23 protein-coding genes are annotated in these 25,701 nt (G+C 40.2%); 12 read left to right on the top strand and 11 right to left on the bottom strand.

Going from position 1 to position 25,701, the window contains the following annotated elements:
• Positions 1–94: 94 nt before the first annotated feature.
• Genes R3X26_RS15545 through R3X26_RS15535 form a run of 3 tightly spaced genes read right to left on the bottom strand, consistent with a single transcriptional unit; the run spans position 95 to position 5,170 of the window.
• Positions 95–3,196: an efflux RND transporter permease subunit gene (locus tag R3X26_RS15545; RefSeq protein ID WP_317718242.1), complete on the bottom strand. Its 3,102-nt coding sequence runs from the start codon at positions 3,194–3,196 to the stop codon at positions 95–97.
• Positions 3,193–4,518: an efflux RND transporter periplasmic adaptor subunit gene (locus R3X26_RS15540; RefSeq protein ID WP_317718241.1), complete on the bottom strand. Its 1,326-nt coding sequence runs from the start codon at positions 4,516–4,518 to the stop codon at positions 3,193–3,195. Before R3X26_RS15540 ends, R3X26_RS15545 begins: the two co-directional genes overlap by 4 nt.
• Positions 4,508–5,170 (bottom strand): TetR/AcrR family transcriptional regulator, encoded by a 663-nt coding sequence (locus R3X26_RS15535; RefSeq protein WP_317718240.1) that lies wholly within the window; start codon positions 5,168–5,170, stop codon positions 4,508–4,510. Before R3X26_RS15535 ends, R3X26_RS15540 begins: the two co-directional genes overlap by 11 nt.
• A 478-nt stretch (positions 5,171–5,648) precedes the next feature.
• Between R3X26_RS15535 and leuA the strand changes: the two genes are divergently transcribed.
• The 5 genes from leuA to R3X26_RS15510 all read left to right on the top strand — a co-directional run bounded on the left by leuA (position 5,649) and on the right by R3X26_RS15510 (position 11,384).
• Positions 5,649–7,202 carry a 2-isopropylmalate synthase gene (gene leuA / locus R3X26_RS15530; protein WP_317718239.1) on the top strand — a complete coding sequence of 518 codons (1,554 nt, stop codon included), beginning with the start codon at positions 5,649–5,651 and terminating at the stop codon, positions 7,200–7,202.
• 43 nt (positions 7,203–7,245) lie between these two features.
• Positions 7,246–8,334: a 3-isopropylmalate dehydrogenase gene (gene leuB, locus R3X26_RS15525; RefSeq protein ID WP_317718238.1), complete on the top strand. Its 1,089-nt coding sequence runs from the start codon at positions 7,246–7,248 to the stop codon at positions 8,332–8,334.
• A gap of 73 nt (positions 8,335–8,407) precedes the next feature.
• A complete protein-coding gene (gene leuC / locus R3X26_RS15520; protein WP_317718237.1) occupies positions 8,408–9,805 on the top strand; it encodes a 3-isopropylmalate dehydratase large subunit in 1,398 nt (465 codons plus the stop codon).
• 11 nt (positions 9,806–9,816) lie between these two features.
• Positions 9,817–10,419, top strand: a complete 603-nt coding sequence (gene leuD, locus R3X26_RS15515) for a 3-isopropylmalate dehydratase small subunit (RefSeq protein WP_317718236.1) — start codon at positions 9,817–9,819, stop codon at positions 10,417–10,419.
• 176 nt (positions 10,420–10,595) lie between these two features.
• Positions 10,596–11,384 carry a DUF547 domain-containing protein gene (locus tag R3X26_RS15510; protein ID WP_317718235.1) on the top strand — a complete coding sequence of 263 codons (789 nt, stop codon included), beginning with the start codon at positions 10,596–10,598 and terminating at the stop codon, positions 11,382–11,384.
• Positions 11,385–11,431: 47 nt separating this feature from the next.
• Here R3X26_RS15510 and djlA read toward each other — a convergent pair whose 3' ends face one another.
• Positions 11,432–12,295, bottom strand: a complete 864-nt coding sequence (gene djlA / locus R3X26_RS15505) for a co-chaperone DjlA (RefSeq protein WP_317718234.1) — start codon at positions 12,293–12,295, stop codon at positions 11,432–11,434.
• A 264-nt stretch (positions 12,296–12,559) separates the two neighbouring features.
• Here djlA and lptD point away from each other — a divergent pair, with 264 nt between their 5' ends.
• From lptD to R3X26_RS15475, 6 genes are read left to right on the top strand one after another with little or no spacing between them, the layout of a single operon-like run.
• Positions 12,560–14,875, top strand: a complete 2,316-nt coding sequence (lptD, locus tag R3X26_RS15500) for an LPS assembly protein LptD (protein ID WP_317718233.1) — start codon at positions 12,560–12,562, stop codon at positions 14,873–14,875.
• A 43-nt stretch (positions 14,876–14,918) separates the two neighbouring features.
• Positions 14,919–16,214: a peptidylprolyl isomerase SurA gene (surA, locus tag R3X26_RS15495; protein WP_317718232.1), complete on the top strand. Its 1,296-nt coding sequence runs from the start codon at positions 14,919–14,921 to the stop codon at positions 16,212–16,214.
• Positions 16,214–17,203 carry a 4-hydroxythreonine-4-phosphate dehydrogenase PdxA gene (gene pdxA / locus R3X26_RS15490; protein WP_317718231.1) on the top strand — a complete coding sequence of 330 codons (990 nt, stop codon included), beginning with the start codon at positions 16,214–16,216 and terminating at the stop codon, positions 17,201–17,203. The genes surA and pdxA overlap by 1 nt, the downstream gene beginning before the upstream one ends.
• Complete coding sequence (rsmA, locus tag R3X26_RS15485; protein ID WP_317718230.1) at positions 17,200–18,024, top strand: 16S rRNA (adenine(1518)-N(6)/adenine(1519)-N(6))-dimethyltransferase RsmA; 825 nt, start codon at positions 17,200–17,202, stop codon at positions 18,022–18,024. Before pdxA ends, rsmA begins: the two co-directional genes overlap by 4 nt.
• 50 nt (positions 18,025–18,074) lie before the next feature.
• A complete protein-coding gene (gene apaG, locus R3X26_RS15480) occupies positions 18,075–18,455 on the top strand; it encodes a Co2+/Mg2+ efflux protein ApaG (RefSeq protein WP_317718229.1) in 381 nt (126 codons plus the stop codon).
• A 29-nt stretch (positions 18,456–18,484) separates the two neighbouring features.
• Positions 18,485–19,297, top strand: a complete 813-nt coding sequence (locus R3X26_RS15475; protein WP_317718228.1) for a symmetrical bis(5'-nucleosyl)-tetraphosphatase — start codon at positions 18,485–18,487, stop codon at positions 19,295–19,297.
• Between the two features lie 119 nt (positions 19,298–19,416).
• On the opposite strand, the gene folA is transcribed toward R3X26_RS15475, so the two are convergent.
• The 6 genes from folA to rplU form a co-directional block, all read right to left on the bottom strand.
• Complete coding sequence (gene folA, locus R3X26_RS15470) at positions 19,417–19,896, bottom strand: type 3 dihydrofolate reductase (protein WP_317718227.1); 480 nt, start codon at positions 19,894–19,896, stop codon at positions 19,417–19,419.
• 23 nt (positions 19,897–19,919) lie between these two features.
• The gene (locus R3X26_RS15465; protein ID WP_411572425.1) at positions 19,920–20,384 is read right to left on the bottom strand and encodes a threonine/serine exporter family protein; all 465 of its coding nucleotides are present in this window, start codon (positions 20,382–20,384) and stop codon (positions 19,920–19,922) included.
• The gene (locus R3X26_RS15460; RefSeq protein WP_317718271.1) at positions 20,384–21,151 is read right to left on the bottom strand and encodes a threonine/serine exporter ThrE family protein; all 768 of its coding nucleotides are present in this window, start codon (positions 21,149–21,151) and stop codon (positions 20,384–20,386) included. Before R3X26_RS15460 ends, R3X26_RS15465 begins: the two co-directional genes overlap by 1 nt.
• Before the next feature lie 206 nt (positions 21,152–21,357).
• Positions 21,358–22,530 carry an Obg family GTPase CgtA gene (cgtA, locus tag R3X26_RS15455; protein ID WP_317718225.1) on the bottom strand — a complete coding sequence of 391 codons (1,173 nt, stop codon included), beginning with the start codon at positions 22,528–22,530 and terminating at the stop codon, positions 21,358–21,360.
• A 262-nt stretch (positions 22,531–22,792) separates the two neighbouring features.
• Positions 22,793–23,050, bottom strand: coding sequence for a 50S ribosomal protein L27 (gene rpmA / locus R3X26_RS15450; RefSeq protein ID WP_317718224.1), 258 nt, complete (start codon positions 23,048–23,050; stop codon positions 22,793–22,795).
• A gap of 21 nt (positions 23,051–23,071) precedes the next feature.
• Complete coding sequence (gene rplU / locus R3X26_RS15445) at positions 23,072–23,383, bottom strand: 50S ribosomal protein L21 (protein WP_317718223.1); 312 nt, start codon at positions 23,381–23,383, stop codon at positions 23,072–23,074.
• A 270-nt stretch (positions 23,384–23,653) separates the two neighbouring features.
• On the opposite strand from rplU, the gene ispB reads away from it, so the two are divergent.
• A complete protein-coding gene (gene ispB / locus R3X26_RS15440; protein ID WP_317718222.1) occupies positions 23,654–24,625 on the top strand; it encodes an octaprenyl diphosphate synthase in 972 nt (323 codons plus the stop codon).
• A gap of 130 nt (positions 24,626–24,755) precedes the next feature.
• Here ispB and R3X26_RS15435 read toward each other — a convergent pair whose 3' ends face one another.
• On the bottom strand, positions 24,756–25,604 hold the full coding sequence (locus tag R3X26_RS15435) for a MurR/RpiR family transcriptional regulator (protein ID WP_317718221.1): 849 nt from the start codon (positions 25,602–25,604) through the stop codon (positions 24,756–24,758).
• Between the last annotated feature and the right edge of the window lie 97 nt (positions 25,605–25,701).

The raw sequence follows: 25,701 nt of genomic DNA, 5'->3' as shown, positions 1-25,701 counted from the left end.
AATAAGATCATTTTTTCCAAACACGATGTAACCCATTTTATATTGAATTAATAAACCAACGATATTAAAACGGGTTACAGATGTTATCTAGAGCCTAAAGCTCTTCATGCTTATGAATGAATCCCCAATCGGCCAAAATTGAATACGCTGCTGGGATCATAAACAGAACCAATATAGTCGAAGCAAAAATACCAAACACAATAGAAATAACCAGCGGTTGTATTACTTGCGCTTGTAAACTCGTTTCAGTTAATAAAGGTAACAAACCCGCTGCCGTGGTCATTGAAGTTAAAAAGACAGCTCTAAACCTTTCCCGACTGGCCTTCACCACCGAATCATGCACATTATCTCCCTGATCGACATGATGACGAATATATTGCACTAGCAATATTGAATCGTTCACCACAATTCCAGCTAGAGAAACAAACCCCATCAGACTAGGCATGCTTAATGCGTGACCAAGTAAGAAGTGCCCCCATACGACACCGATAAAGGCTAATGGAATCGCTAACATAACCACAAATGGTTCTAAATAACTACGAAATTGATAACTAAGAATAACAAACACACCAAATAGGCCGAGTAAGAAGCCTTTGCCCATAGAGGCGCCAGTTTTAGCCGAGTCTTTAGACTGCCCTTCAAAATCGAAACGTAGTCCTGGGTATTTTTGACTAAGCCGTGGAGCTTCTTCAGTTTGAAATTGATTAATAATGGACGCAGAACTGACAATGGAATTATCTACATCGCCATAGACACTTATGGTTCTTAAACCATCAATACGCTGAATACGAACATAATTTCGTTGAAAATCTAAGGTGGCCAGTGTTGCTAAAGGTATTTGGCTGCCGTCATTCATCATAATTGGAAAATTAGCTAACTGTTGTAAATCGCCCGCTTCCACTTTGTCTAGCCTTACTTGAATGGAAATATTCTCAACCCCGATTTGAATTTCATCGGCGGTTTGTCCAAAAAACGCCGACCTTAGTTGATTGGCGATTATCTGACCATTTACACCATATGTTTCTGCTCCGGGACGAAGTTTAACCAATACTTCTTCTTTCCCTAATCGCATATCATCCAGTACGCCGTAAACGCCTTGAAATTCATTTAAATAGTTCTGAATATCAATGGATGCCTTTTTAAGCTCATCAAGATCATCATGTTTAACTCTTATCTCGATATCTCGACCACCCGGCCCCATGGTTGGCTGTTTAAAGACCAATGATATTGGGTCAGCGAGCTCTCCAACATCCTGCCGCCATGCATCAATAAATTCGTCCAACTTGGTATTTCTTGTTTCTGCCGTTAATAAATCTAGTCGTACTGTCGCAATATGAGGCCCTGATTCATCCGCATCTTTATTTACATTGAATTGGCTGGTTATGTGCTGAATAAGAGGGACTCCGCCTTCTACTTGCTCTGTCCATTCTTTGTTTAAACGTTGTGCCGATTGCACTAATTTATCTACTACGCCTTCTGTTTGCGTAAGTGATGTGCCCGGTGGCAAAATTATTCTGGCTTCCGCTGTATCTCCATCTAATTCAGGAAAAGGAACAAACTTAACGCCGCCGCCAACAATAAGTGCAACTGATGCCAATAACATAGCTAACACACTACCGAGAAAGGCATAGCGATATTTCACTACTTTTTCGACTGCATTAATCAAGGTGCTATTGCGAAAATTCTCGAATCGTTCTAATAACAGGCGTTTAAATTTGAGTGGTTGTCGCTCTTTTTGGGTTTTATGCAAAGAGTGGGAAAGATGATTGGGTAGAATCAAAAACGCTTCGACTAAACTTAAACAAAGGACCAATATGAGAACCTGTGGCACGGCTTTAAGCACCGCTCCCATTTCGCCATCTAGAAAGAGTAAACTACCAAAAATACACACCGTGGTTAAAAAAGAAGAAATAACACCGGGTAATACTTTTTTGACGCCATTAACCACCGCATCTTCTATTTTTTGTCCTCGTTCCAAATGAGAGGCGATTGACTCTGCAATAACAATAGCATCATCCATCATGATCCCTATTGCCATTAATAACCCAACGAGCGACATGATGTTAATGGATAGACTCAATTGCGCCATTAAAAATAACCCGCCTAAAAACGCAACCGGAAGGCCTGCTGCAACCCAAAAAGAGTAGCGAAAACTAAAAAATAACCACATAGTAGCAAAGACTAAAACGATACCTTGCCAGCCATTTCGCACCATCATGGTTAATCTATCCCACAACACAGACGAAAGATCGTTGGTCAACTGTAGTGTGACACCTTCAGGTACACTCTGCTGCATATCTTCCACAAATTGAGCCACATTTTCCTTTACCCGCAACGCATCATCTTGTTTATTTTTGCTGATTTTTAACACGGCTGATGGATGTCCATCAAACAACACTTTTTGTTCATCTAATTCAAATCTATCGGTAATGCTAGCGACATCCCTTAATCGAACAATCGAACCATTTGTCCCTGCTCCTACCACAATAGAACTCAACTGTTCTGGCGTAATGCGACGTTCATCAAAACGAATTAAAAAGTTCTTATCTGGTGTTTCTATACTACCACTTGGCAATTTAATGTTTTGCTTACCTATTTGCGTTGCAATGTCGGCAACACTCAAGCCTAATTGACGAATCGCTTGAGTATTAAGCTCTATCCGATATTGATGATCGGAAAAACCGCTCACATCAACCAGAGAAACGCCGTAGTCCGTTTTTAGGACGCGCTTCATATCTTCAGCATACGCTTTTAATTCTGGCCATGAGGTATCGGCGGTAATGGCAACATCAACAACCGGTTCATTCCAATCCAATTCTTGAACAACAGGAGACTCTATCTCGGTAGGAAAATCATTAATGGAATCTATTTGAGTTTGCACATCCATTAACATTCTGGCGATATCCGCTTTTTCATTCAGCTTTATAACTAGCCTTGCAGACCCCTCTACCGCTTCACAACGAGTTTCTTCAATGTTGGCCAATCCATCTACCGCATCTTCCATACGAATACACAGGCTCTCTTCAACCTCTTGTGGTGAGGCTCCGGGATAAACAACACCGGCCATAATGTAAGGAGGGCTAAATTCAGGAAAAGTCTCACGTTTAATGGTCGAAATTGAAACGATGCCTAATATCAACAAGGTCAACATTAACAAATTTGATGCCGTTGGATGTTTGGTAAAGAAACGAATCATGCTTCTTCTCCCTCGATCAATTTAGCGTCAGTTTGTTCCACTTTTAATAACATACCTTGCAAAGCAGGTAATAAATCATTAACGATAAGTCGCTCACCTTGCTGTAAGTTGCCATCCACTACTACTTGGTTATCTGTGCGATACAAAACGGTGACTGTCCTAATATCCAATCTATTTTCCGCATCCATCATATACACGCGGTTACCGTGGAGTGCTCGTTCGGGGATAAGCCAACTTAAGCTTTTCTGACCAGTTAACTCGGCACTGACAAACATGCCATTGACTAACGGCGGTGTCGTGCTTGTATTAAGCGAGTCATAATCTTGTTCAATTTCTAAAATAATACCCACTGTGGCTTGGGTCGCATCAACGGTTTCGCTAATCCGGGCTACTTTGGCTGGCCAACGAGCGGTTAAGTTACCACTAGATAACTCAATATCAGCAGTAACTTCACTCATATCGAGCTGAGAAACACCTGAAGTACTATTAATAAAATGTGGCAAACTTGAAGCAACTAACTGCATATCATGAATAGAAAATTGCGCTTCTACTTCCATCGTATTCATCCCATGAGCAGTCAGCATCGTTTGCTGAAGGTTGACGACTTGATCTTTTTCCACATCAACTTGAGCAATACGTAAAGTTTGAGGCATTGCGATGGTTGTTTTTTCGAGTTGACGTTTCGCTTCTGCAACTTTGGATTCATTTACCTTAATAAGAGCCTCAGCAACTTTCCTTTCATCAGGATAAAGCGACAATTGGTTTTGCATATCTAACAATAATTTTTGCTGCGAAAGGTACGACTGATTTTGCTGATCGACATCAGACTGAGAGGTCAGCCCTCTTTTTTGCAGACTTACTTTTCTATCTAGCTCTTTTTTACTAATGGTTAACCGAGAGGTTTCTATCTCAAGCGTTCCTTTCAGGTTTTTTTCTTCCTGATCTAGTTTGGCTAACTGAGTTTGACTCGAGCTCAAATCTGCTTCTGCCTGAGCTAATTTCAATTCATAATCGAGCGGATCAATCCGTAACACTTCGGTTCCGGCTTGCAGTATTCGGCCTTTTTCAAGTTCAGGGTTTTTATACACGACCTTACCGGATACCTCTGCAATCGCTTGCCACTCAAACTTGGGGGCGATCTTGCCAAAACCAATTACTCTAGGGGCAACATCACTTTGCTCTAACTGCATCGTTTCCACCAATCTAGCCCTATCACCTGCCGGCTTAACAGGCAAGTCAGGTTTCATTTTTATGGCAACAATGAGAATAACAATACCAACCGCTAAAGCAGGAAAGAAAAGAATTTTGCGATTAATTTTCATTGTTTTCTCCAAGTACATGCAAATATTCAGGGGATATAAACCCATGAGTGATAATATTGATATTGTGTTCAAGCAACTGTTCTAAAAACGCTTTGTTAATTTCTATACCGTGAATGGAAAGCATTGCACGAGGAGCAATAAACGGAAAAACCATCATACTCATAAAGGTCATCCTGCACAGTTTAGGGTCTAAGTTTTCTCTTAAAACACCACTTTCCAGAAGTTTTTCAAACATCATTTTTTGTGCAGGCTTAGTTACTTCTCTAAAGATTTTTTCCAGTAACTTACGCTGCATATCTGATTCTGACATATTCATTATCTGCACAATAAGCCTAGGAAACTCAGGCGTATTAATCATGGTTTGATAATACGCTCGCATTAGATCAACCAAACTCTCTTGGTTCGCGCGTTCAACAAACATTTTCATCTGTTGACTAATGGGCTGCATGGTTTCTCTGATCATGGTTTCAAATAAACCTTGTTTATTGCCAAAATAATATCGAATCATGGCAATATTCACCCCTGCACGTTCAGCCACTAATCGAGTCGACACTTTGTCATATGGCATCGTCATATACAGTTCTCTGGCATGGAAAATCAGTTTTGCCCTTGCTTGAGTACTTTCATTTGGCCTACCTGCTTTACGAGTCATTGTTGCCTCCTATTAATCAATTGATTAATTATAAAGAATAAACCCTTATAAAATATATGAGTTTAATTCATCAATATTTAATCAAACGATTAATTAAGTGGTAAATCCTCTCTTCGTCCGACTAGATTACCTGGCTTAATCATCTCGATTTACAAAATTGAATGAAAAAACGACATAGGACTTGACGCACGTTATAGAGTGCGGTACTAATTGAAGCATAATTTTTGTGGTCATCATTTTTAGATGCAGTAACAACTTTTGGATACAACAATGAAATGTAATTTTTCGACACTACTCAGCCTCCTCCTTATCGTGAAACAATCGCGCGGGTAGGCAGTGGACGAAAAACACCACATAGAAATTCTAAAAGCCCGCTAACTTAGCGGGCTTTTTTACAACTCAATAAATATAAAGCTCAACAAAAACTAACGACAACGCTAACTAAACAGTTAACAACGGACAGGAAGAGGAAGTAGGTATGAACGATCAAGTCATTATATTCGACACCACATTGCGTGATGGCGAACAAGCACTTTCAGCAAGCTTGACTGTAAAAGAAAAATTGCAGATCGCCTATGCCCTCGAGCGTCTTGGTGTTGATGTAATTGAAGCTGGTTTTCCTGTTTCTTCACCAGGTGATTTTGAATCAGTACAAACCATTGCTAAACACATAAAAAATAGCCGAATCTGTGGCCTGTCTCGTGCGGTAGCCAAAGATATCGATGTTGCCGCCGAATCTCTAAAAGTTGCCGAAGCCTTTCGAATACATACCTTTATTTCAACATCAACCATTCACGTACAAGACAAATTACGCCGCGATTACAATGACGTCGTCGAAATGGGCGTACAAGCAGTTAAACGTGCACGCAAATATACTGATGATGTAGAGTTTTCTTGTGAAGATGCAGGCCGAACACCTATAGACAATTTATGTCGAATGGTTGAAGAAACCATTAAAGCAGGTGCAACAACCGTCAACATTCCGGATACCGTTGGCTATACAGTGCCAAGTGAGTTTGGTTATATTATTGAACAACTATTTAATCGTGTACCTAACATTGATAAAGCAGTGATATCGGTTCATTGTCATGATGATTTGGGCATGTCCGTCGCTAACTCTATTGCTGCGGTTCAAGCAGGTGCGCGACAAGTAGAAGGGACTATTAACGGTATAGGCGAACGAGCGGGTAACTGCTCTTTAGAAGAAATAGCTATGATCATCAAAACACGATCTGAGTTATTAGGCGTAGAAACCGGGCTAAAACATGATGAGATCCATCGCACTAGTCGACTTGTTAGCCAGTTATGCAATATGCCAATTCAAGACAACAAAGCCATTGTTGGCGCAAATGCATTTAGCCATTCGTCCGGTATTCACCAAGATGGTGTATTGAAAAATAAAAACACCTACGAGATCATGACACCTGAATCGATCGGCCTTAAGAATCAATCGCTAAACTTGACCAGCCGCAGTGGTAGAGCCGCAGTTAAGAGCCATATGGATGAAATGGGCTATAAAGAAGAAGAATATAATCTCGATACGCTTTATGATGACTTCTTAAAACTTGCCGATAATAAGGGCCAAGTTTTCAATTATGATCTAGAAGCACTCATGCATTTTGCATCGCTTCGTGATGAAGATGATTTCTACAAATTGAACTATTTGAGCGTGCAGTCTGGTAGTGTAATGGCAACAACATCAATCAAGTTACAATGTGGCGACGAAGAACATTGTGAAGCGGCGGTTGGTAATGGCCCTGTGGACGCACTTTACCAATGTATTTATCGCTTAACTGGTTATGACATTGTGTTAGATAAATTTGATCTTACCGCAAAAGGTGAAGGTGAGGATGGCTTAGGTCAAGCAGATATTATTGCCAATTATAAAGGCTGCAAATATCACGGTACTGGCTTAGCCACCGATATTGTTGAAGCTTCAGGTCAAGCGCTATTGCACGTCATTAATAGTATTCATCGTGCCGATAAAGTTGCGGAAATTAAGCAATCTAAAAAAATGACACAAACCGTTTAAAAAATACTAATTTTAATTTAACAAAGATAGGAAACACACGACCATGGCAGGCAAAGAGTACAAAATAGCCGTTTTACCGGGAGACGGCATCGGTCCAGAAGTAATGGAACAAGCTCATAAAGTATTAGATGCAATTGAAAAGAAACACGGAATCAGTTTCTCTAAAGAGCAATACGATGTGGGCGGTATTGCTATCGATAATCACGGTTGCCCTCTTCCAGAAAGCACGGTTAAAGGTTGCGAAGATGCCGATGCCGTTCTGTTTGGTTCTGTTGGCGGTCCTAAGTGGGAACACCTTCCACCAAATGACCAACCTGAACGTGGAGCTTTACTACCGTTACGCAAACACTTTCAGCTATTTTGTAACCTCCGTCCTGCCCAAATCCATAAAGGCTTAGAATCGTTTTCGCCTTTACGTGCTGATATTTCTGAAAATGGTTTTGATATTGTAGTAGTAAGGGAGCTGACCGGTGGTATCTACTTTGGTCAACCTAAAGGACGTGAAGGTGAAGGCGCAACTGAAAAAGCATTTGATACCGAAGTTTATCAACGCTTTGAAATAGAAAGAATCGCTAAAATCGCATTTGAATCGGCTCGTTTACGTAATAAAAAAGTCTGTTCGGTCGATAAAGCTAACGTACTACAAAGTTCTATTTTGTGGCGTGAAGTCGTAGAAGAGATCGCTAAAGATTATCCAGATGTTGAGCTTTCTCATATCTATATCGACAACGCTACAATGCAATTAATCAAAGACCCATCTCAGTTTGATGTGATGCTTTGTTCTAATATCTTTGGCGATATAATCTCTGATGAGTGCGCAATGATAACTGGCTCGATGGGTATGCTTCCTTCTGCTAGTTTAAACGAAAGCAATTTTGGTCTATATGAACCTGCCGGTGGCTCAGCGCCAGATATTGCAGGTAAAAATATCGCTAACCCTGTCGCTCAAATTTTATCCGCTGCATTAATGCTTCGTTATAGCCTAGGTGAAGACCAAGCAGCACAAGATATAGAAGCGGCCGTTTCTAAAGCATTAGAAGCCGGAGAGCTTACTGGCGACCTTGCCAGAAATAAACCAGCACTATCAACCTCTGAAATGGGCGACAAAATCGCTGCTTACATTTTAAATTAGTTACTTTTAAAACGAATATGAATAGCTATTTTATAGACTTAGAGTAGCTATTATCTTCACCAAGGAAGAAGCAATGTCTAAAACCTTATACGAAAAAGTCTACACAGCACACGTTGTTGTCGCTGCCGAGGGCGAAAATCCAATTTTATATATCGACCGCCACTTAGTGCACGAAGTAACCTCACCACAAGCCTTTGATGGTTTACGTGAGAAAGGTCGAAAAGTCCGTCAACTTGGTAAAACCTTTGCCACGATGGATCACAACGTATCCACTACCACTAAAGACATTAATGCCTCTGGTGAAATGGCTCGAATCCAAATGCAAACACTGTCGAGCAACTGTGAAGAATTTGGCGTAACACTTTATGATCTTAACCATAAATACCAGGGAATTGTACATGTAATGGGGCCAGAACTTGGCATTACTTTGCCCGGTATGACTATTGTTTGTGGCGATTCACATACCGCGACACATGGTGCATTTGGTTCTATAGCTTTCGGTATAGGTACTTCAGAAGTGGAACACGTTTTAGCGACACAAACGTTAAAACAAGCTCGTGCTAAAACCATGAAGATCGAAGTAAAAGGCAAAGTAGCCGAGGGTATTACTGCAAAAGATATCGTGCTCGCTATTATTGGCAAAACAACGGCCGCTGGTGGTACTGGTTATGTGGTTGAATTTTGTGGTGAAGCGATTCGTGATTTATCTATGGAAGGTCGCATGACCGTCTGTAATATGGCGATAGAACTTGGTGCAAAAGCCGGTTTAATTGCCCCAGATCAAACGACTTTTGATTACATTAAAGGCCGTGAATTTGCACCTAAGGGCGCAGATTGGGATGCCGCGGTTGACTATTGGTCGTCACTAAAATCAGACGATGATGCTAGCTTTGATGCTGTAGTAACTCTTAATGCAGCTGACATTAAACCGCAGGTAACATGGGGTACTAATCCAGGCCAAGTTATTGCCGTTGACGAACCAATTCCAGCCCCGCAAAGCTTTAATGATCCAGTAGAAAAAGCTTCAGCTGAAAAAGCACTTGCTTATATGGGGTTAGAAGCGGGCAAAGCCTTGTCTGATTACAATGTAGATAAAGTTTTTGTTGGTTCATGTACAAACTCTCGCATTGAAGACATGCGCGCAGCGGCAGCGGTAGCAAAAGGACGCACAGTCGCTTCACACGTACAAGCACTTATTGTTCCTGGTTCAGAGCAAGTAAAAGCTCAAGCAGAACAAGAAGGCTTAGATAAAATATTCATCGAAGCTGGTTTTGAATGGCGTTTACCAGGATGCTCCATGTGTCTTGCAATGAATAACGACCGATTAGGACCACAAGAGCGCTGCGCTTCAACCAGTAATCGAAACTTTGAAGGTCGCCAAGGTCGAGATGGCCGAACTCATTTGGTTAGTCCAGCTATGGCAGCAGCAGCAGCTATCGCGGGTCATTTTGTTGATATTCGTGAACTATAAGGAGCAAAACAATGTCAGGTTTTAAAAATCACACCGGCTTAGTCGTTCCTTTAGACTTAGCTAATATTGATACAGATGCCATTATACCTAAGCAGTTTCTCCAAAAAGTAACGCGTTTAGGCTTTGGCCAACATCTTTTTAATGACTGGCGCTTTTTGGATGATGCAGGCCAACAGCCTAATCCAGATTTCGTTATGAATGAACCTCGCTATCAAGGTGCCTCTATCTTGCTGGCTCGTGAAAATTTTGGTTGCGGTTCTTCGCGTGAACATGCCCCTTGGGCGCTAGCGGATTACGGTATAAAAGTAATGATAGCACCAAGTTTTGCCGATATTTTCTATGGTAACTCTATTAACAACCAAATGGTGCCTGTACGTTTATCTGAACAAGAAGTGGATGAAATATTCCAGTATGTTCAAGCGAATGAAGGTGCAGAAGTCACGGTTGATTTAGAAGCGATGAAAGTAACGGCTAACGGTAAACACTATTCATTCGAAATAGATGAGTTCCGTCGTCATTGCTTACTTAATGGTTTAGACAACATAGGTTTAACTCTTCAACACGAAGAAAAAATAACCGAATACGAAAATAATATTCCTGCTTTTATGCAATAACTGCATAAAAAAAACGAAATATTTATAAGCGATAAACATTGTCGACATTATGGCTAGCTCTTAGACCAAAACATGCATGTTTTGACTAAGAGCTAGAACTTATTCTACTTTGAGTGAAATTTAACGACGCTCTGCATGGTCTATCCTAAGTAACATCATTGTTAATGGGATTATCTATGAACTATTTTTTACTGATCGCTAGCCTACTATTTTCCACTTTTTCGTTTGCCGCACCAAAAGCGGAACTTTGGGATTACTGGAACCAGAGTGACCCGCAAAACCAACAAACAATTTCTCATCAAAACTGGCAGCAATTTTTAGATCAATACGTAATTGAGCGAGGTACTAACACACTGGTCTCTTACGCTAACGTTTCTTCAGCTGATCAAAAAAACCTACAAAACTACATTAGTACAATGGCCCAACTCGATCCTCGTACTTTTAATAAAGCACAGCAGTACGCTTACTGGGTCAATTTATACAACGCTATTACCGTCAATCTTATACTCGAAAATTACCCAACCAGTTCTATTACCAAGTTAGGTGGTTTATTTAGTTTTGGTCCATGGGAAAACGAAGTGGTAACTATTGCAGGTAAAGACCTGACATTGAACGATATAGAACATCGTATTCTTCGCCCGATATGGCAAGACGCTCGTACTCACTACGCCGTTAACTGCGCGAGCTTAGGTTGCCCTAACCTACAAAAAACAGCCTTTAGTGCCGATAATACTGAAATGCTATTAGAAAAAGCGGCCAATGAATTTATCAACAGTGATAAAGGTGTACTTGTTGGCAATAATGCTAATAATGTAACGCTGTCTTCTATTTATGAGTGGTTTCTGGTCGATTTTTCTGGCAAAGAAGGACTTGAACAACATTTAAAACACTATCGTTCAGACCTTTCAGTTAATTTGAACGACGTAAAATATGAATATGACTGGAGTTTAAATCAAGCCCAATAAGATAGAACAGGTCAAAGGCATAACATAATGCCTTTGACCGGATAACACTATTTAAACCCTTTTTCTTTTTTGATGAGATCATAAGCAGCTTGAATATCTTGAGCTTTTTCTTTTGCCATATCCATCATTTCTGGCGGTAAACCTTTCGCAACCAGCTTATCAGGGTGATGCTCATTCATGAGTTTACGATACGCTCTCTTCACTGCTTTTGCATCCGCATCATTGTCGATACCGAGCACTTTATAAGCGTCGGCTAATTGATCAGCGCTAGGCGCCTGTTGCCAACCACCTCCACTTTGTTGACCATGGGAATGATGCCAGCCACCCGCCCCACCTTCTCTTTGAAAACGAAAGGCCGCTTCTTGCATTTGAAGTCGCTGATCCAGTTGTTGTGCTGAGAAACCTAGTCCTTTTGCGATTACGTGCAAAACATTGCGTTCTGCAGGATCTAAACTACCATCAGCAAAAGCTGATGAAATCTGCAACTCTAAGAAGAACTGTAATAAATCATGTCGACCAGCCGATGAAATACGTACACGCTCAAGAACGTCATTAAGAGGGAAATCCGCTGCTTTACCTTCGCGAAAAGCATTTTGTGCCGCTTTTTTTTGTTCACCTTGAAGTTGCATACGTTGCATCATTGTCGCTGCAAGTTGAATTTCTTCTTTCGTAACTTGGCCTTTTGCCTTTGCTACATGTCCCATGACAGAAAACGCAGCCTTAAAAAACTCGGCTTGTCTTTCTGCTTGATTTGGACCACCAGAAAACGCACTAGACGCTCTAAATCCTGCTTGGCTTAGTCTTCTTGCTTTATCAAATTGATGACCTAAAAATAAGCCAAAGACAGCGCCAAATGCTCCCCCAAACAGGAAACCAAAAAATAAACCTAAAATTTTCCCAAAAATTTGCATTATTGCGCTCTCAATTGTGATTTTTTGCTATTTATACTACTGATATAGTATCTAAATTTACGCTAATATTGTACCGTTCTGGATAACGATAAAGCGACATATCTCATTAGTTAACCTTGTTCTTACAGTTAACACTGTTTTTATTGATAACTGTGTTTTTAATGCCCATTATCGCAAGTTCAGGTTATCATAAGGAACGTTTTACATCAGAGCAGGTCTATTTGACCTCTGAATAAATCAAGTTACACAGGATAGTTAAACTAGATGCCATATTTTCCTCGCACTCTGCTAACGGTATCCATTAGTGCAGCCGTATTCGTGCCAACAACTCAAGCTGAACCTTCACAAGACTCTAGTGTGCAAGAAATGCCCTCTGCAGATCAATGTTTGATTGTGAACACGCCAACTGAAGATCTTCCTGTTACTGTTGAAGCCGATAGCGTTGAAGCTATCAATGGCGATCAAGCTATCTATCAAGGCGATGTAGTTATAACACAGGGCGATAAACGCATATCAGCAGATACTGTCACCTTACACCAACAAGATAGTATCGTCGTTGCAGAAGGCAATGTGCGCTCGTACGATGGTCAATTAAAAACCGTTTCAGATAAAGCAACGGCTCACTTAAATTCCGATATGGCGACGTTAGAGAACACTCAGTATGAATTTCTTTGCGAAGATGGCCGAGGTGATGCGAAAGTTATTTATCAAAAAGATAAAACTTTCTATGAATTAGAAGATGGTACTATTACTTCTTGCCCTGAAGGCGATAATTCTTGGCGCCTGCGTGCATCCTCTATCGAAATAGATCAAACTGATGAAGAAGCAACACTTTACAACCCAAGAGTTGAAATTCTTACTGTTCCCGTTTTCTATTTACCTTATTTGACTATCCCCATTGGAGATACTCGAAAAACTGGTTTTCTGTACCCAAGCGTATCTTACGATAGCACGGACGGAATGGGCATATCGATCCCCATCTATTGGAACCTTGCACCTGAATACGATTTACAAACCGACATCAACTACATGTCCGAAAGAGGTACGCAGCTTAATTCTAAATTTCGTTACTTAACCGGCATTGGACAAGGTTCGATAGAAACTGAATATCTTCCAGATGATGCGAAATATACAGACGAAGGGGACCGTTGGGGTTTCAACTGGAGCCATAGTGGCGTATTCCGAAATTCGTGGAAATTTGAAGTCGATTATTCAAAAGTCGGTGACATCAGTTACTTTACCGATGTCGACTCCAGTATCGGTAATCGTGAAGATGGCCAACTTCTTCAATCGGGAAAAGTCTCTTATCGTTCAGATTCTTGGGATACTACGCTCAGTGTGAGGGACTTCCAGGTACTATCAGAAAGCACTTATCCTTATAGAATCATGCCACAACTAGAGCACAACTATTACGCTCCTCACTTCTACTCAAAACTCGATTTTGCGATGAAAAGTCAAATCAGTCGCTTTGCTACCGATGATACTGATAGTCCCGACGCGGTTCGGGTGCATGTAGAACCAACATTAGCTCTGCCTTTATCGAACTCTTGGGGTACATTTACTGCTGAGGCAAAACTGTTTCAAAGCTACTATGAACAAGATCTAAAAGACATTGATGACGATGATTATGAAGATCAGGTATCCAGAACGGTGCCTCAATTAAGGCTGCATTCAGGCATCTATTTCGAACGTGATTCCAGTACATTTGGTAACTTTACCCAAACCCTTGAACCACAAATTCAGTACCTTTATGTACCTGATATAGATCAATCTGGAATCTATTCCAATTACGATACAACTAAGCTACAACTTGATTATGATGGCCTTTTTCGTAGTCAAAAATACAGTAGTATTGACTACATCGCCCCTGCTAACCAGTTTAGCTATGGAGCGTCTACACGATTCTTTGATGATGAGTTCACTGAGCGGATGAATTTGTCTTTTGGACAAATTATTTATCTAAACAAATCATACAATGACAACAGTTCCGATTCTGACGAATCTTCTTATTTTTCTGCTTGGGCATTGGATGCCGAATTTAATTACGATGATTATTTGTTCTATCAAGCAGGTTTTCAATATGATAGTGCATCTTCACAAGTTCAGTTAGCAGATAGCACTTTGGAATACCGCTACGCCTCGGGATACAGTCAAATAAACTACCGATATGTATCATATGATTATATAACCAGTAATGTCGATTATATTGACGAAGACGATGATTACTCTTACACGCGCGAAGGGATCAGCCAATTAGGTTTCGTAACATCTTATAATTTGGGTCGTCATTGGAAATTAAATGGCCAATATTATTATGATACTAACGAAAAAGTGAACCTTGAGTGGTTAGCTGGGGTCAACTATACCAGTGACTGTTGGTATATTGGATTTTCCTACAGCAACCAACTATATGATTGGGATGAAATTGGCGTTGGCTCTCCAACTTACGAACAAAATTTCACGATAAACTTTGGTATTATAGGATTTGGTCAGACACTATCCGGTGGGTCAGGATTAGCAGGTGTAGATTCTTCTAATAGCTCTTTAGGCTATAGTCGACCTTTCTATTTAAATAATTAATAGTATTGCAATTGCGCAATAATAATTTGTTGGTAATCATTACATGAAAATGTGGAAACACACTCTAATAGGCTTGATGTCTTTATTTACGGCGTCAAGTTTTGCTACTCCAGTTGAGTTAGATAATATCGCTGTAATTGTAAATAACGGTGTTATTTTACAAAGTGATATTGACTCAGCACTACTAACGCTAAATAACAATGCAAAAAAAAATAACCAATCATTGCCTTCTTTAGATGTATTAAGAGAACAAGTAGTCGAAAAATTAATTGTTGATGCAATCCAATACCAAGAAGCTGAGCGTTTAGGGGTTAAAATTGATGACAATAATTTAAATCAAGCACTCGTCGATGTAGCGAAAGAAAGAGAAATGACGCCTGAACAGTTACGTATTTCTCTTAACAATGATGGCATAGATTATTCGACCTTTCGTGAGCAATTAAGAAAAGAAATTGCTATATCAGAAGCCAGAAATGCTCTGGTTCGACGTCGAGTGAATATTCTTCCTGCTGAAGTGGAAAGCCTTGCTACCCAACTTGCCAAGGAAACCAACACGTCGGTACAGTATAAAATTCAACATATTCAATTACGCTTTGAAGACAATATCGACAAACAACAGCTAGAAAATGAAGCTAAAGACATAGTTGATAAACTCAATGCAGGTGAAAATTTTTCTACCATGGCAATCACTCATTCCAAAGGACCTAAAGCATTAAATGGTGGTGATTGGGGTTGGCTACGTAAAGAAGAAATGCCAACCATATTTGCTGATCAAATCACTACCCAAACCGCTGGCTCAATAATCGGACCTTTCCGTAGTGGTGTTGGCATGCATATTCTTAAAATTAGTGATACACGTGGCTTAGAAACCGTTTCAGTAACAGAAGTAAACGCTCGACATATTCTAATTAAACCATCGGTGATCCTAAGCGATGAAGGCGCTAAAAAGCAATTATTGAGTTTCATAGATCAAATAAAATCCGGTGAAACAACGTTTGCGAAACTGGCTACACAATATAGCCAAGATCCTGGTTCTGCGACACAAAACGGAGAGTTGGGCTATCAAACACCTGATTTATATGTACCAGAATTTAAACATCAAGTTGAAATTCTACCACTTCATCAAATTAGTGAACCATTTAAAACGGTTCATGGTTGGCATATTGTTGAAGTGTTAGATAGACGTAACGTTGATAAAACCGATACGGCTTTAACTAACAGAGCTTACCGAATTCTATTTAACCGTAAATTTAATGAGGAGGCGTCTGCCTGGATGCAAGAAATAAGAGCAAGCGCATTTGTCGAAGTGCTTGAAAATGAACAAGGTGAAGTACAGTAATGTCAACAAGACGAATAATCGTAACGGCAGGAGAACCTGCGGGTATAGGACCGGATTTAGTTTTAGCCTTATCCCAATCAGATTGGCAACATCAAATTATCGTTTGTGCGGATAAAGCGATGCTGGCAGAAAGAGCAGTAAAACTTGGTATTACGGTTGAACTACTCGATTATGATCAAAGTCTGCCAGCAAAACCACAAAAAGCGGGTTCATTGGTGGTAGAACATATCGCATTAAATCAGTCTTGTACTTCTGGCGAACTTAACCCAAACAATGCTCTTTATGTACTCGCTACCTTACAAAGAGCCAATGATGGTTGCGTGAGTGGTGAATTTGACGCAGTAGTAACCGGACCAGTGCATAAAGGTGTGATAAATCGTGCTGGAGTACCTTTTAGTGGTCATACCGAATTTTTTGCTGAAAAATCCAATACTCCTTTAGTTGTCATGATGTTAGCAACAGAAGGGTTACGCGTAGCCTTGGTAACCACTCATTTACCGTTAACTTCTATATCAAAAGCCGTTACAGCCGAGCGACTAGAGAGTATAATCCGCATCCTTCATAAAGACTTGGTAACTAAATTCGCCATTGCAGCGCCTAAAATTTACGTTTGTGGGCTAAATCCACATGCAGGAGAGGATGGTTGCTTAGGTGATGAAGAGATAAAAACGATCACTCCTACGCTACAAAAGTTAGCAAAAGAATCGTCTTTTGACCTAATCGGGCCACTGCCTGCCGATACCATCTTTAGTGAAAAATATTTAGCAGAAGCAGATACTGTACTTGGTATGTACCACGACCAAGTATTACCTGTTTTAAAATATAAGGGTTTTGGACGTTCAGTAAATATTACGCTTGGTCTACCCTATATAAGAACCTCTGTCGATCATGGTACGGCGTTAGATCTGGCAGGTACAGGGCAAGCGGACACAGGAAGTTTCCATACCGCCCTCAAATACGCGATAGAATTAGTTGAGAATAAACAATGATAAATGATGTCCACTTAGGGCACAAAGCGAGAAAACGTTTTGGTCAAAACTTCCTAAATGATCCTTATGTTATAGATGGAATTGTTTCAGCAATAAACCCACTTCCGGGGCAAAACTTAGTTGAAATAGGTCCAGGCTTAGGCGCACTTACCGAACCTGTCGGTAAAGAAGTGGATAAATTCACTGTTATCGAACTGGATAGAGATCTTGCTGAACGATTACGTAACCATCCTGATTTAGCGTCAAAACTGACCATTCATGAAGGTGATGCAATGAAATTCGACTTTACTCAACTGGTAAAGCCGAATAATAAATTACGCATTTTTGGTAACCTGCCATACAACATATCGACACCATTAATGTTTCATCTTTTTGAGTTTCACAAAGAAATTAGTGACATGCACTTTATGTTACAAAAAGAAGTGGTGAACAGATTAGCCGCTGGGCCTGGTAGCAAAACATACGGCCGTCTTACGGTTATGGCTCAATACTACTGTAAAGTAGTACCAGTACTCGAAGTACCGCCAAGTGCATTTATACCGCCACCAAAAGTCGATTCTGCTGTAGTACGACTGATTCCGTATGAAAAGCTACCTTATCCTGCTTCCAGTTTAAAGTGGTTAGAAACAGTATGTAAAACGGGCTTCAATCAAAGACGTAAAACCGTTCGAAATTGCTACAGAGGTTTATTAGATATAGAAATATTGGAGCAATTAGGTGTCAATCCTAGTATGCGCCCAGAAAATCTGACGTTAAAACAATTTGTTGATATTGCAAACTGGTTAGACGCAAATCACGACGAATCACAACAAGAAAATTAAGTTGTTATAGTTATATTGTCATCAACTGCAATCCAATTCGTGAGGTGAACATGGACGTTATTCAACCTTGTATAAAGTGCCAAGTGCAGGCTAAATATGTCGAAGAGCAATCTCAACCAGAAAATAAGCGTTATGTATTCGCCTATATAATAACCATTAAGAATTTGAGTAATCAAACCGTTCAACTGATTGGACGGCGCTGGTTAATAACCGACTCTGACGGAAAACAAATAACAATAGAAGGCGAAGGTGTGGTAGGAAAACAACCATTTATCGCAAGTAATGATGAATATACATACACTAGTGCAACAGCAATTGAAACACCAGTCGGTGTCATGCAAGGTCAATATGTAATGCATGATTCAAACGAAAAAGAGTTCATTGTTGAAATCGAACCTTTTAGTTTGGCTATTCCCAATATTGTGAATTAATTCCTTGCGACTTTTTAAAGGTAAATGACGTGGCAAACTATATTGTTGGAGATATCCAAGGCTGTTTTGACGAATTACAACTGCTTTTGAACAAAGCAAACTTTGATCCAAAATTCGATACGATCTGGTTTGCTGGTGATCTCGTTGCTAGAGGCCCTAAATCTTTAGAAACATTGCGTTTTGTAAAGTCGCTAGGTTCGGCAGCTGTAACCGTTCTGGGTAACCATGATCTACATTTACTTGCTGTTTCATTGGGAGTTCATCCAGCAAAGAAAAAAGATAAAACCTCGCCTATTTTGTCGGCTCCCGATAAACAAGCACTGCTAGATTGGCTAAGACAACAGCCTTTACTGGCTGAACACGAAGAGTTTGTCGTCTGCCACGCTGGTATATCCCCTCAATGGGATTTAAATCAAGCCAGAGCCGCTTCAAAAGAGATCGCAACTTTACTTAAAGAAGATAAATGGGCGTTACTTATTCAACAGATGTACGACAATTCACCTAATTACTGGGATGATGAACTGCAAGGTATTGAACGTTATAGATATATTATCAATGCATTTACACGTATGCGCTACTGCTTCACCGATGGCCGACTTGACATGCTATGCAAGCTCCCACCAAGCGAAGTATCCTCTAAAAAGTTAGTGCCTTGGTTCAAGCTCAAACAGAGAACTAAACTAGAAAAGACGATTCTATTTGGTCATTGGGCAGCACTGTCTGGTTTTCAAAATAAGCACGTGGTCGGTTTAGACACCGGTTGCGTTTGGGGAGGAACGTTAACCATGCTTCGTTGGGAAGATAAAACCTTCTTTAGTCAAAAAAGCCTATCTCACTTCTAAGTCAGCATTATTTATAATGCTGACATATTAACTATTTTATTCCCGCTATTTAACCACTTACGAGGCATAGGACGCTTTAGCTATTGTATATTCTCTATACTTTATTAGTGGAGAAACTATTACCTTTCTAAAATGACAAATCGCATATTGTGAGCATTTTTTTCGTCAGCGCAATATGTCTCAGAGTAAGTTTCAGTCCAACCTTCACCTAACTCAGGAAACTGAGTATCGCCATCAACATGCAGATCAATGTAAGTTAAATATAAACAGTTAGCTAGAGGTAAACACTCGTGGTAAATCGAACCGCCACCAATAATCATTACTTCGTTTTGATCATCAACCAATTCAATTGCTTTCTCTATAGAAGTAACACAATCTACCCCTTGTAAATTTAACGATTGATCACGGCTAACCACGATATTTTTTCGACCAGGTAAAGGGCGTCCAATCGACTCATAAGTCTTGCGCCCCATAATAATTGGTTTTGCCATTGTACAACGTTTAAACCATGCAAAATCAGCAGGTAAGTGCCAAGGCATCTGATTATCTTTACCAATTACTCTATTATCTGCCATAGCGGCTATCATGCTAATTTTCATTATCTTCTGCTTCTATCATTCGGTTAAATAACTGAGCGACGTCGATAAAACAATAATCCAGGCGTGGCCAACCCTATCGCAAGCCCTGCAATAATAAACATCGCTTTTAAAAAGTTCTCCATTAAAACAGACACAAGCTCAGGCGTATAGCCTAAATGATTTATTTCTACTAACGCAATCATCGCTTTATAAGCAAAAACACCAGGAACCATAGGTATTAAAGCCGCGACGGTAAAAACTTTGGGGTGAGCTAAAAATTTACGTGACCAGTAAACGCCAATCATACCAACCGTAGTTGCAGCAAAGAACGTGGCCCATTCAATTGGTATTCCATACTGCAGCATAAGATAACGAGAACCATGACCAATAGCACCACCAATGGCACAATATTTCAGTGCTTTTTGCGGCACATTAAACACCAGAGCAAAACCGACCGCAGGTATGGAAGCAAAAAACATATCATTTAAAAGCCCAAGTAATAAATCCATTATTCTATCCACCCCCATACGCCAACTACAGTCATCGCACCAACAATACCTAAACAAGTCGCCAACGTTAATAAGCTACCCATTACAAAGCGCGCGATACCAATGTTTATATAACCTTTAACCATATCAGCAACCGAATTAATCAAGGGAAAGCCGGGAACTAACATCAACACAGATGATGCCATTGCGATAAATGGTTGATTTCCTATACTTAAAACCATGGCTTGTGCAGAAATTAGTGTTGTCACAAATGCGGTAACTGCAAAATTAATTAGCGGATTAAAATGTCGATGTCCGATCTCTTGCCTTACGATCATGCCGACTGCAGAGGCTAGAAATGTCATAGCAAAAATAGCCCAATCACCACCGGCTAAGTGGCTAAAAGATGCACAAGATAAACCGATCATAACGACCACAATCCAGCGGTTATATCTAGCTGGACTGATCTTATTTAGCCGATCTTGGGCAAAAGCGTGATTTAAAACTCCTTTTTCCATCATAATACAAATACGTTGAATTTGAGTAACTACGCGCATATTAATACCACGGTCGGGAGCTCTACGTGTAGTAGTCATACAGCGATTTTGAATAAAGGTAGTTACGACGATCGCATTAGCAGATAAAGAAACTTCAACTTCATCGGCACCACTTGCTAATCCCATGCGCCTAATTATGTCGCCAACCAGAGTACTTTCAGCCCCATGTGCGAGTAACATCTGTCCTGCTTGGGCAATAAGCCGAGAAATCGCACGTTGCCTCTCTTCTATATTAGAATTCGATTTTGCTTCTATATTCGAACCTTTCTCTACGCTTGATATCGTTTCCACCAACAATCCTTTTTCATTACCGAGTTATAGTGTTTGCATTCTGTAACATCTATATTGCATTAAAATCGATCGCTATAAAATGATTTGAATATAAAAAAACCGCAACAAATGTTGCGGTTCTATTGATAAGAGTCATTTAATAATCATTATTCACGTACATAGATAACGTGACCGTCATCTTCATCGTCATCCCAATCATCATCATCCCAACCATCTTCAGTAATAACATCTTTTCCAGAGATAGCATCTTTGTGGTAATCATCCCACATGAAATCGACTTTCTCTTCTTCGCTAATCTCTACTTCTTCTCTAGGTAAAGAATCCATAAAATCAGCTAGCTTGTAACAAAGCTCTTTTGTACCACTTTTATTAACGGCAGAAATTTTGAAAAATTGCTCTTCCCAACCTAGCGCATCTAAGATCTCTTGGATCTTTTCATCTGCTTCATGTTCAGGAAGTAAATCGACCTTATTAAAGATCAACCAGCGAGGCTTTTGAGAAACTTTATCACTGTATTGTTCCAGTTCATCGATAATAGTTAATGCATTTTGCACCGGATCACTGCCATCTATAGGCATAATGTCGACCATATGCAATAAAACTCGACAGCGTTCTAAATGCTTAAGGAAACGAATACCTAATCCAGCACCTTCAGCTGCACCTTCAATAAGACCAGGAATATCGGCAACCACAAAACTCTTACCCGGAACAACACTTACAACACCCAAACTAGGGATCAAAGTGGTAAATGGATAATCAGCGACTTTTGGTTTGGCAGCTGAAACAGAACGAATAAAGGTGGATTTTCCAGCATTCGGTAATCCTAGCATGCCCACATCAGCTAAAAGAAGAAGCTCTAAACGTAACTCTCTCACTTCTCCTTTGGTTCCCATTGTCTTTTGACGAGGCGCTCTATTCACTGAAGATTTAAAACGAGTATTACCCAACCCATGCCAGCCACCTTTGGCTATCATGACTTTTTTACCATGCTCTGCGACTTCACCAACGACTTCATTTGTATGAATATCAACAGCACGGGTACCAACAGGTACGCGTAAAATTTTATCTTTACCACGCTTACCCGTGCAATTGCCACCACGTCCATTTTCACCACGTTCACCAGCATAAAAACGCTGAAAGCGGTAATCAATAAGGGTATTTAAATTTTCATCAGCAACAAGGTAGACATCACCGCCATCACCACCGTCGCCGCCATCAGGGCCACCTTTGGTTACAAATTTTTCTCGCCAGAAACTAACAATACCGTTACCGCCATCACCAGCTTCTACTTTTACAACCGCTTCATCTACGAACTTCATCTCTTAACTCCGCATTGGGTGCAATATCATCTTAATAGATTGATACTATTCTAGCAGATCCAAATTAATCTGATCGATCACCCAAGATCCAATGCTATCTATTCAATAGAACATAAAGAAAGCCCCTTTCCTTAACAATAAAGGAAAGCTCCGTTCTTTATGCTCTTCTATAAGTACCCAGCTTTCTTATAAGTACTCTATTTTCTATAAATAAAAAGCCCCGCCGAATTGGCAGGGCTTTTAAATTCAGCTTGAAACTAAATTACTCAGTTTCGATGCTTACGAACTTACGGTTTTTAGCACCTTTTACTTCAAACTTCACTTTACCTTCCGATAAAGCAAAAAGAGTATGGTCTTTACCGATACCAACGTTTGTGCCCGCGTGGAACTTAGTACCACGTTGACGAACGATGATATTACCCGCTAGAACTGATTCGCCACCAAAACGCTTAACGCCAAGACGTTTGCTTTCTGAATCGCGACCGTTACGAGTAGAACCGCCAGCTTTTTTGTGTGCCATTGTATATCTCTCCTAACTAAATTAAGCGCTGATGCCAGTGATTTTCACTTCAGTGAACCACTGACGATGGCCTTGTTGTTTACGAGAGTGCTTACGACGACGGAACTTAACGATTTTAACTTTATCGCCACGACCGTGTTGAACCACTTCCGCAGTTACTTTACCGCCCTCAACAAGAGGTGCACCAACAGCAATTTCTTCACCATTAGCAACCATAAGAACAGTATCGAACTCAACTGTTGCGCCAGTTTCAACGTCTAATTTCTCTAAACGAAGGGTTTGACCTTCGCTTACTCGGTGTTGTTTACCACCAGATTGGAAAACAGCGTACATTTTTTACTCCGCTTTTTCCGCACAGCCTATGCAATTGTACGAGCATTTGGGGTGTGCGCTAAACTAATCATCAATAGGGCGCAGATTCTACGTGAATGTACTTCCTATGACAAGCCATATTTGTAAATAAATGGCGAAAACATAATCGCCAAACAAAAGTGAGAGAATCATGCCTCTAGAACGTACATTTTACAATGATTTTTAGTGTATTATTACACAATAATTAGAAACAGCTCCCCTTTATCGGGCCTAAACTTAGCCGGAATGAACATGGATTTTAAAGCTATCCAAACACTGACTGCCAATGATATGGCAAAAGTGAACGAAATAATTCAAGCACAACTCAACTCAGAAGTAACATTAATAAACCAACTTGGTTTTTATATTATAAGTGGAGGGGGCAAGCGCATCCGGCCTCTTTTGGCTCTTTTAACAGCAAGAGCTCTGGGATACAAAGGGCAAGATCATCAAATGGCAGCCGCTTTTATCGAATTCATTCATACAGCGACTCTTCTGCACGATGACGTTGTTGATGAATCAGATATGCGTAGAGGAAAAGAAACTGCAAATATCGCGTTTGGTAACGCGTCAAGTATTCTGGTCGGCGATTACATGTACACGCGAGCTTTCCAAATGATGACGAGTCTAGGATCATTAAAGATCCTTTCTTTAATGAGTGAAGCAGTCAATGTGATTTCTGAAGGAGAAGTTCAGCAATTGATCAATTGCAACGATCCTGACACATCTGAAGAAAGTTACATGCAAGTTATCTATTCGAAAACGGCTCGCCTATTTGAATCTGCGACTCAAATAGGCGCGATACTAAATGATGCTCCAGAGCACGTTGAAGTTGCCATGCAAAACTATGGTAAATATTTAGGCACTGCCTTCCAATTAATTGATGATGTTCTCGATTACACGGCCGACGGAAAAGAAATGGGCAAAAATGTTGGTGATGACTTAGCGGAAGGCAAACCAACACTTCCCCTACTTTACGCAATGCAACATGGCAATGAACAACAAAGAATGATGATTCGTGAGGCCATTGAAAAAGCCAATGGAATGGAACGATTAGATGAAATTCTTGCTACTTTACATGAGACGGGCGCTTTAGAATACACCACTCAGGTGGCTTACAATGAAGCGGATAAAGCCATCAATGAATTACGCGCTATACCTGAATCAGAATATAAAGATGCGTTAATTTCACTCGCGCATTTAAGCGTAAAACGCAATAAATAGCTCTATAAATAACACTAAGAAAATAGCTCTAAGACGCAAAATCACGGCGTAGAGGCGTTACTTTACTCTCTACGCCCTATCTTCTATAAGCGCATTTTTTACAAAGAATTTTCTCTACAACAAAGTCTTTCTACATTAAATTAGCGCTGATAACCGCTCGTTTTCTTTGTTCCATTAACTCAGAACTCGTTTCAGCCTCGATGGCAATCAACCGATTAAACACAACATCAAATAATGCAAGTTGAGATATGGGCACAATACTGTTGAATATCTCTTCATTGCCTTCGTCATTGATAAAAGGAAGAACGACATCAGACAGTTCATGCAACTTTGAATGTTTAGCTTGAGTTATTGATACGACCTGGCAGCCACGAGCTTTAGCGATAGCTATTTTACTATTTATTTGTTCAGTTTCTCCTGCCACACTAAGCGCTAACACGACATCATTATCAGTAAACTGCAACAAATACTGATCTTGTATTATGGCATCAGGCTGATATGTAACCGCCTTATTAAGCAACATAAGTTTTTGACTAATTGAATTGGCCACAATAGAAGAGGTACCTAATGCTAAAATCACAACACGACCGGATTCATGTATCGCCTTAGCGGCCGCTTCAACCGTTGTATTTAAGACATTCTCAAAGGTACAGTGCAAATGTTGCTGCAATAAATAGACAGAGCTTTCAATAATCGAATTACTGGATCCAGCATGATCAAAGTCATTCAAAACGCGCGATCGATTGTGATTTTTTTGTTCAGCAACAAAATCGAGTTTAAATACTGAATAACCTTTATAGCCCAAACTCTGTGCGAAACGTACTATTGAAGCATTACTCACACCACATAAGCGGCCAAGTGCAATAGCACTCATCTCAGAGATATCAATATCAGGCCTAAGCAGTTGTTGAGCGATCTTCATTTCTACATCGCTACTTGATTCAGATAGCGATATCAGCTTTTTAATTAATCTAGCCATGCCAATCCCACTACATTATCAGTTTTAGGGCTAAAAACACCGGTATATTTGTTTTACGCATAAAACATTATAACAAAAAAAGGCAGCGTAAAAACGC

Origin of the sequence: Vibrio sp. TH_r3 (assembly GCF_033101115.1) — a bacterium.
Lineage (GTDB): Bacteria > Pseudomonadota > Gammaproteobacteria > Enterobacterales > Vibrionaceae > Vibrio.
Note: the sequence above shows the minus strand (reverse complement) of the source record. Positions and strands in the feature narration are given on the sequence as shown.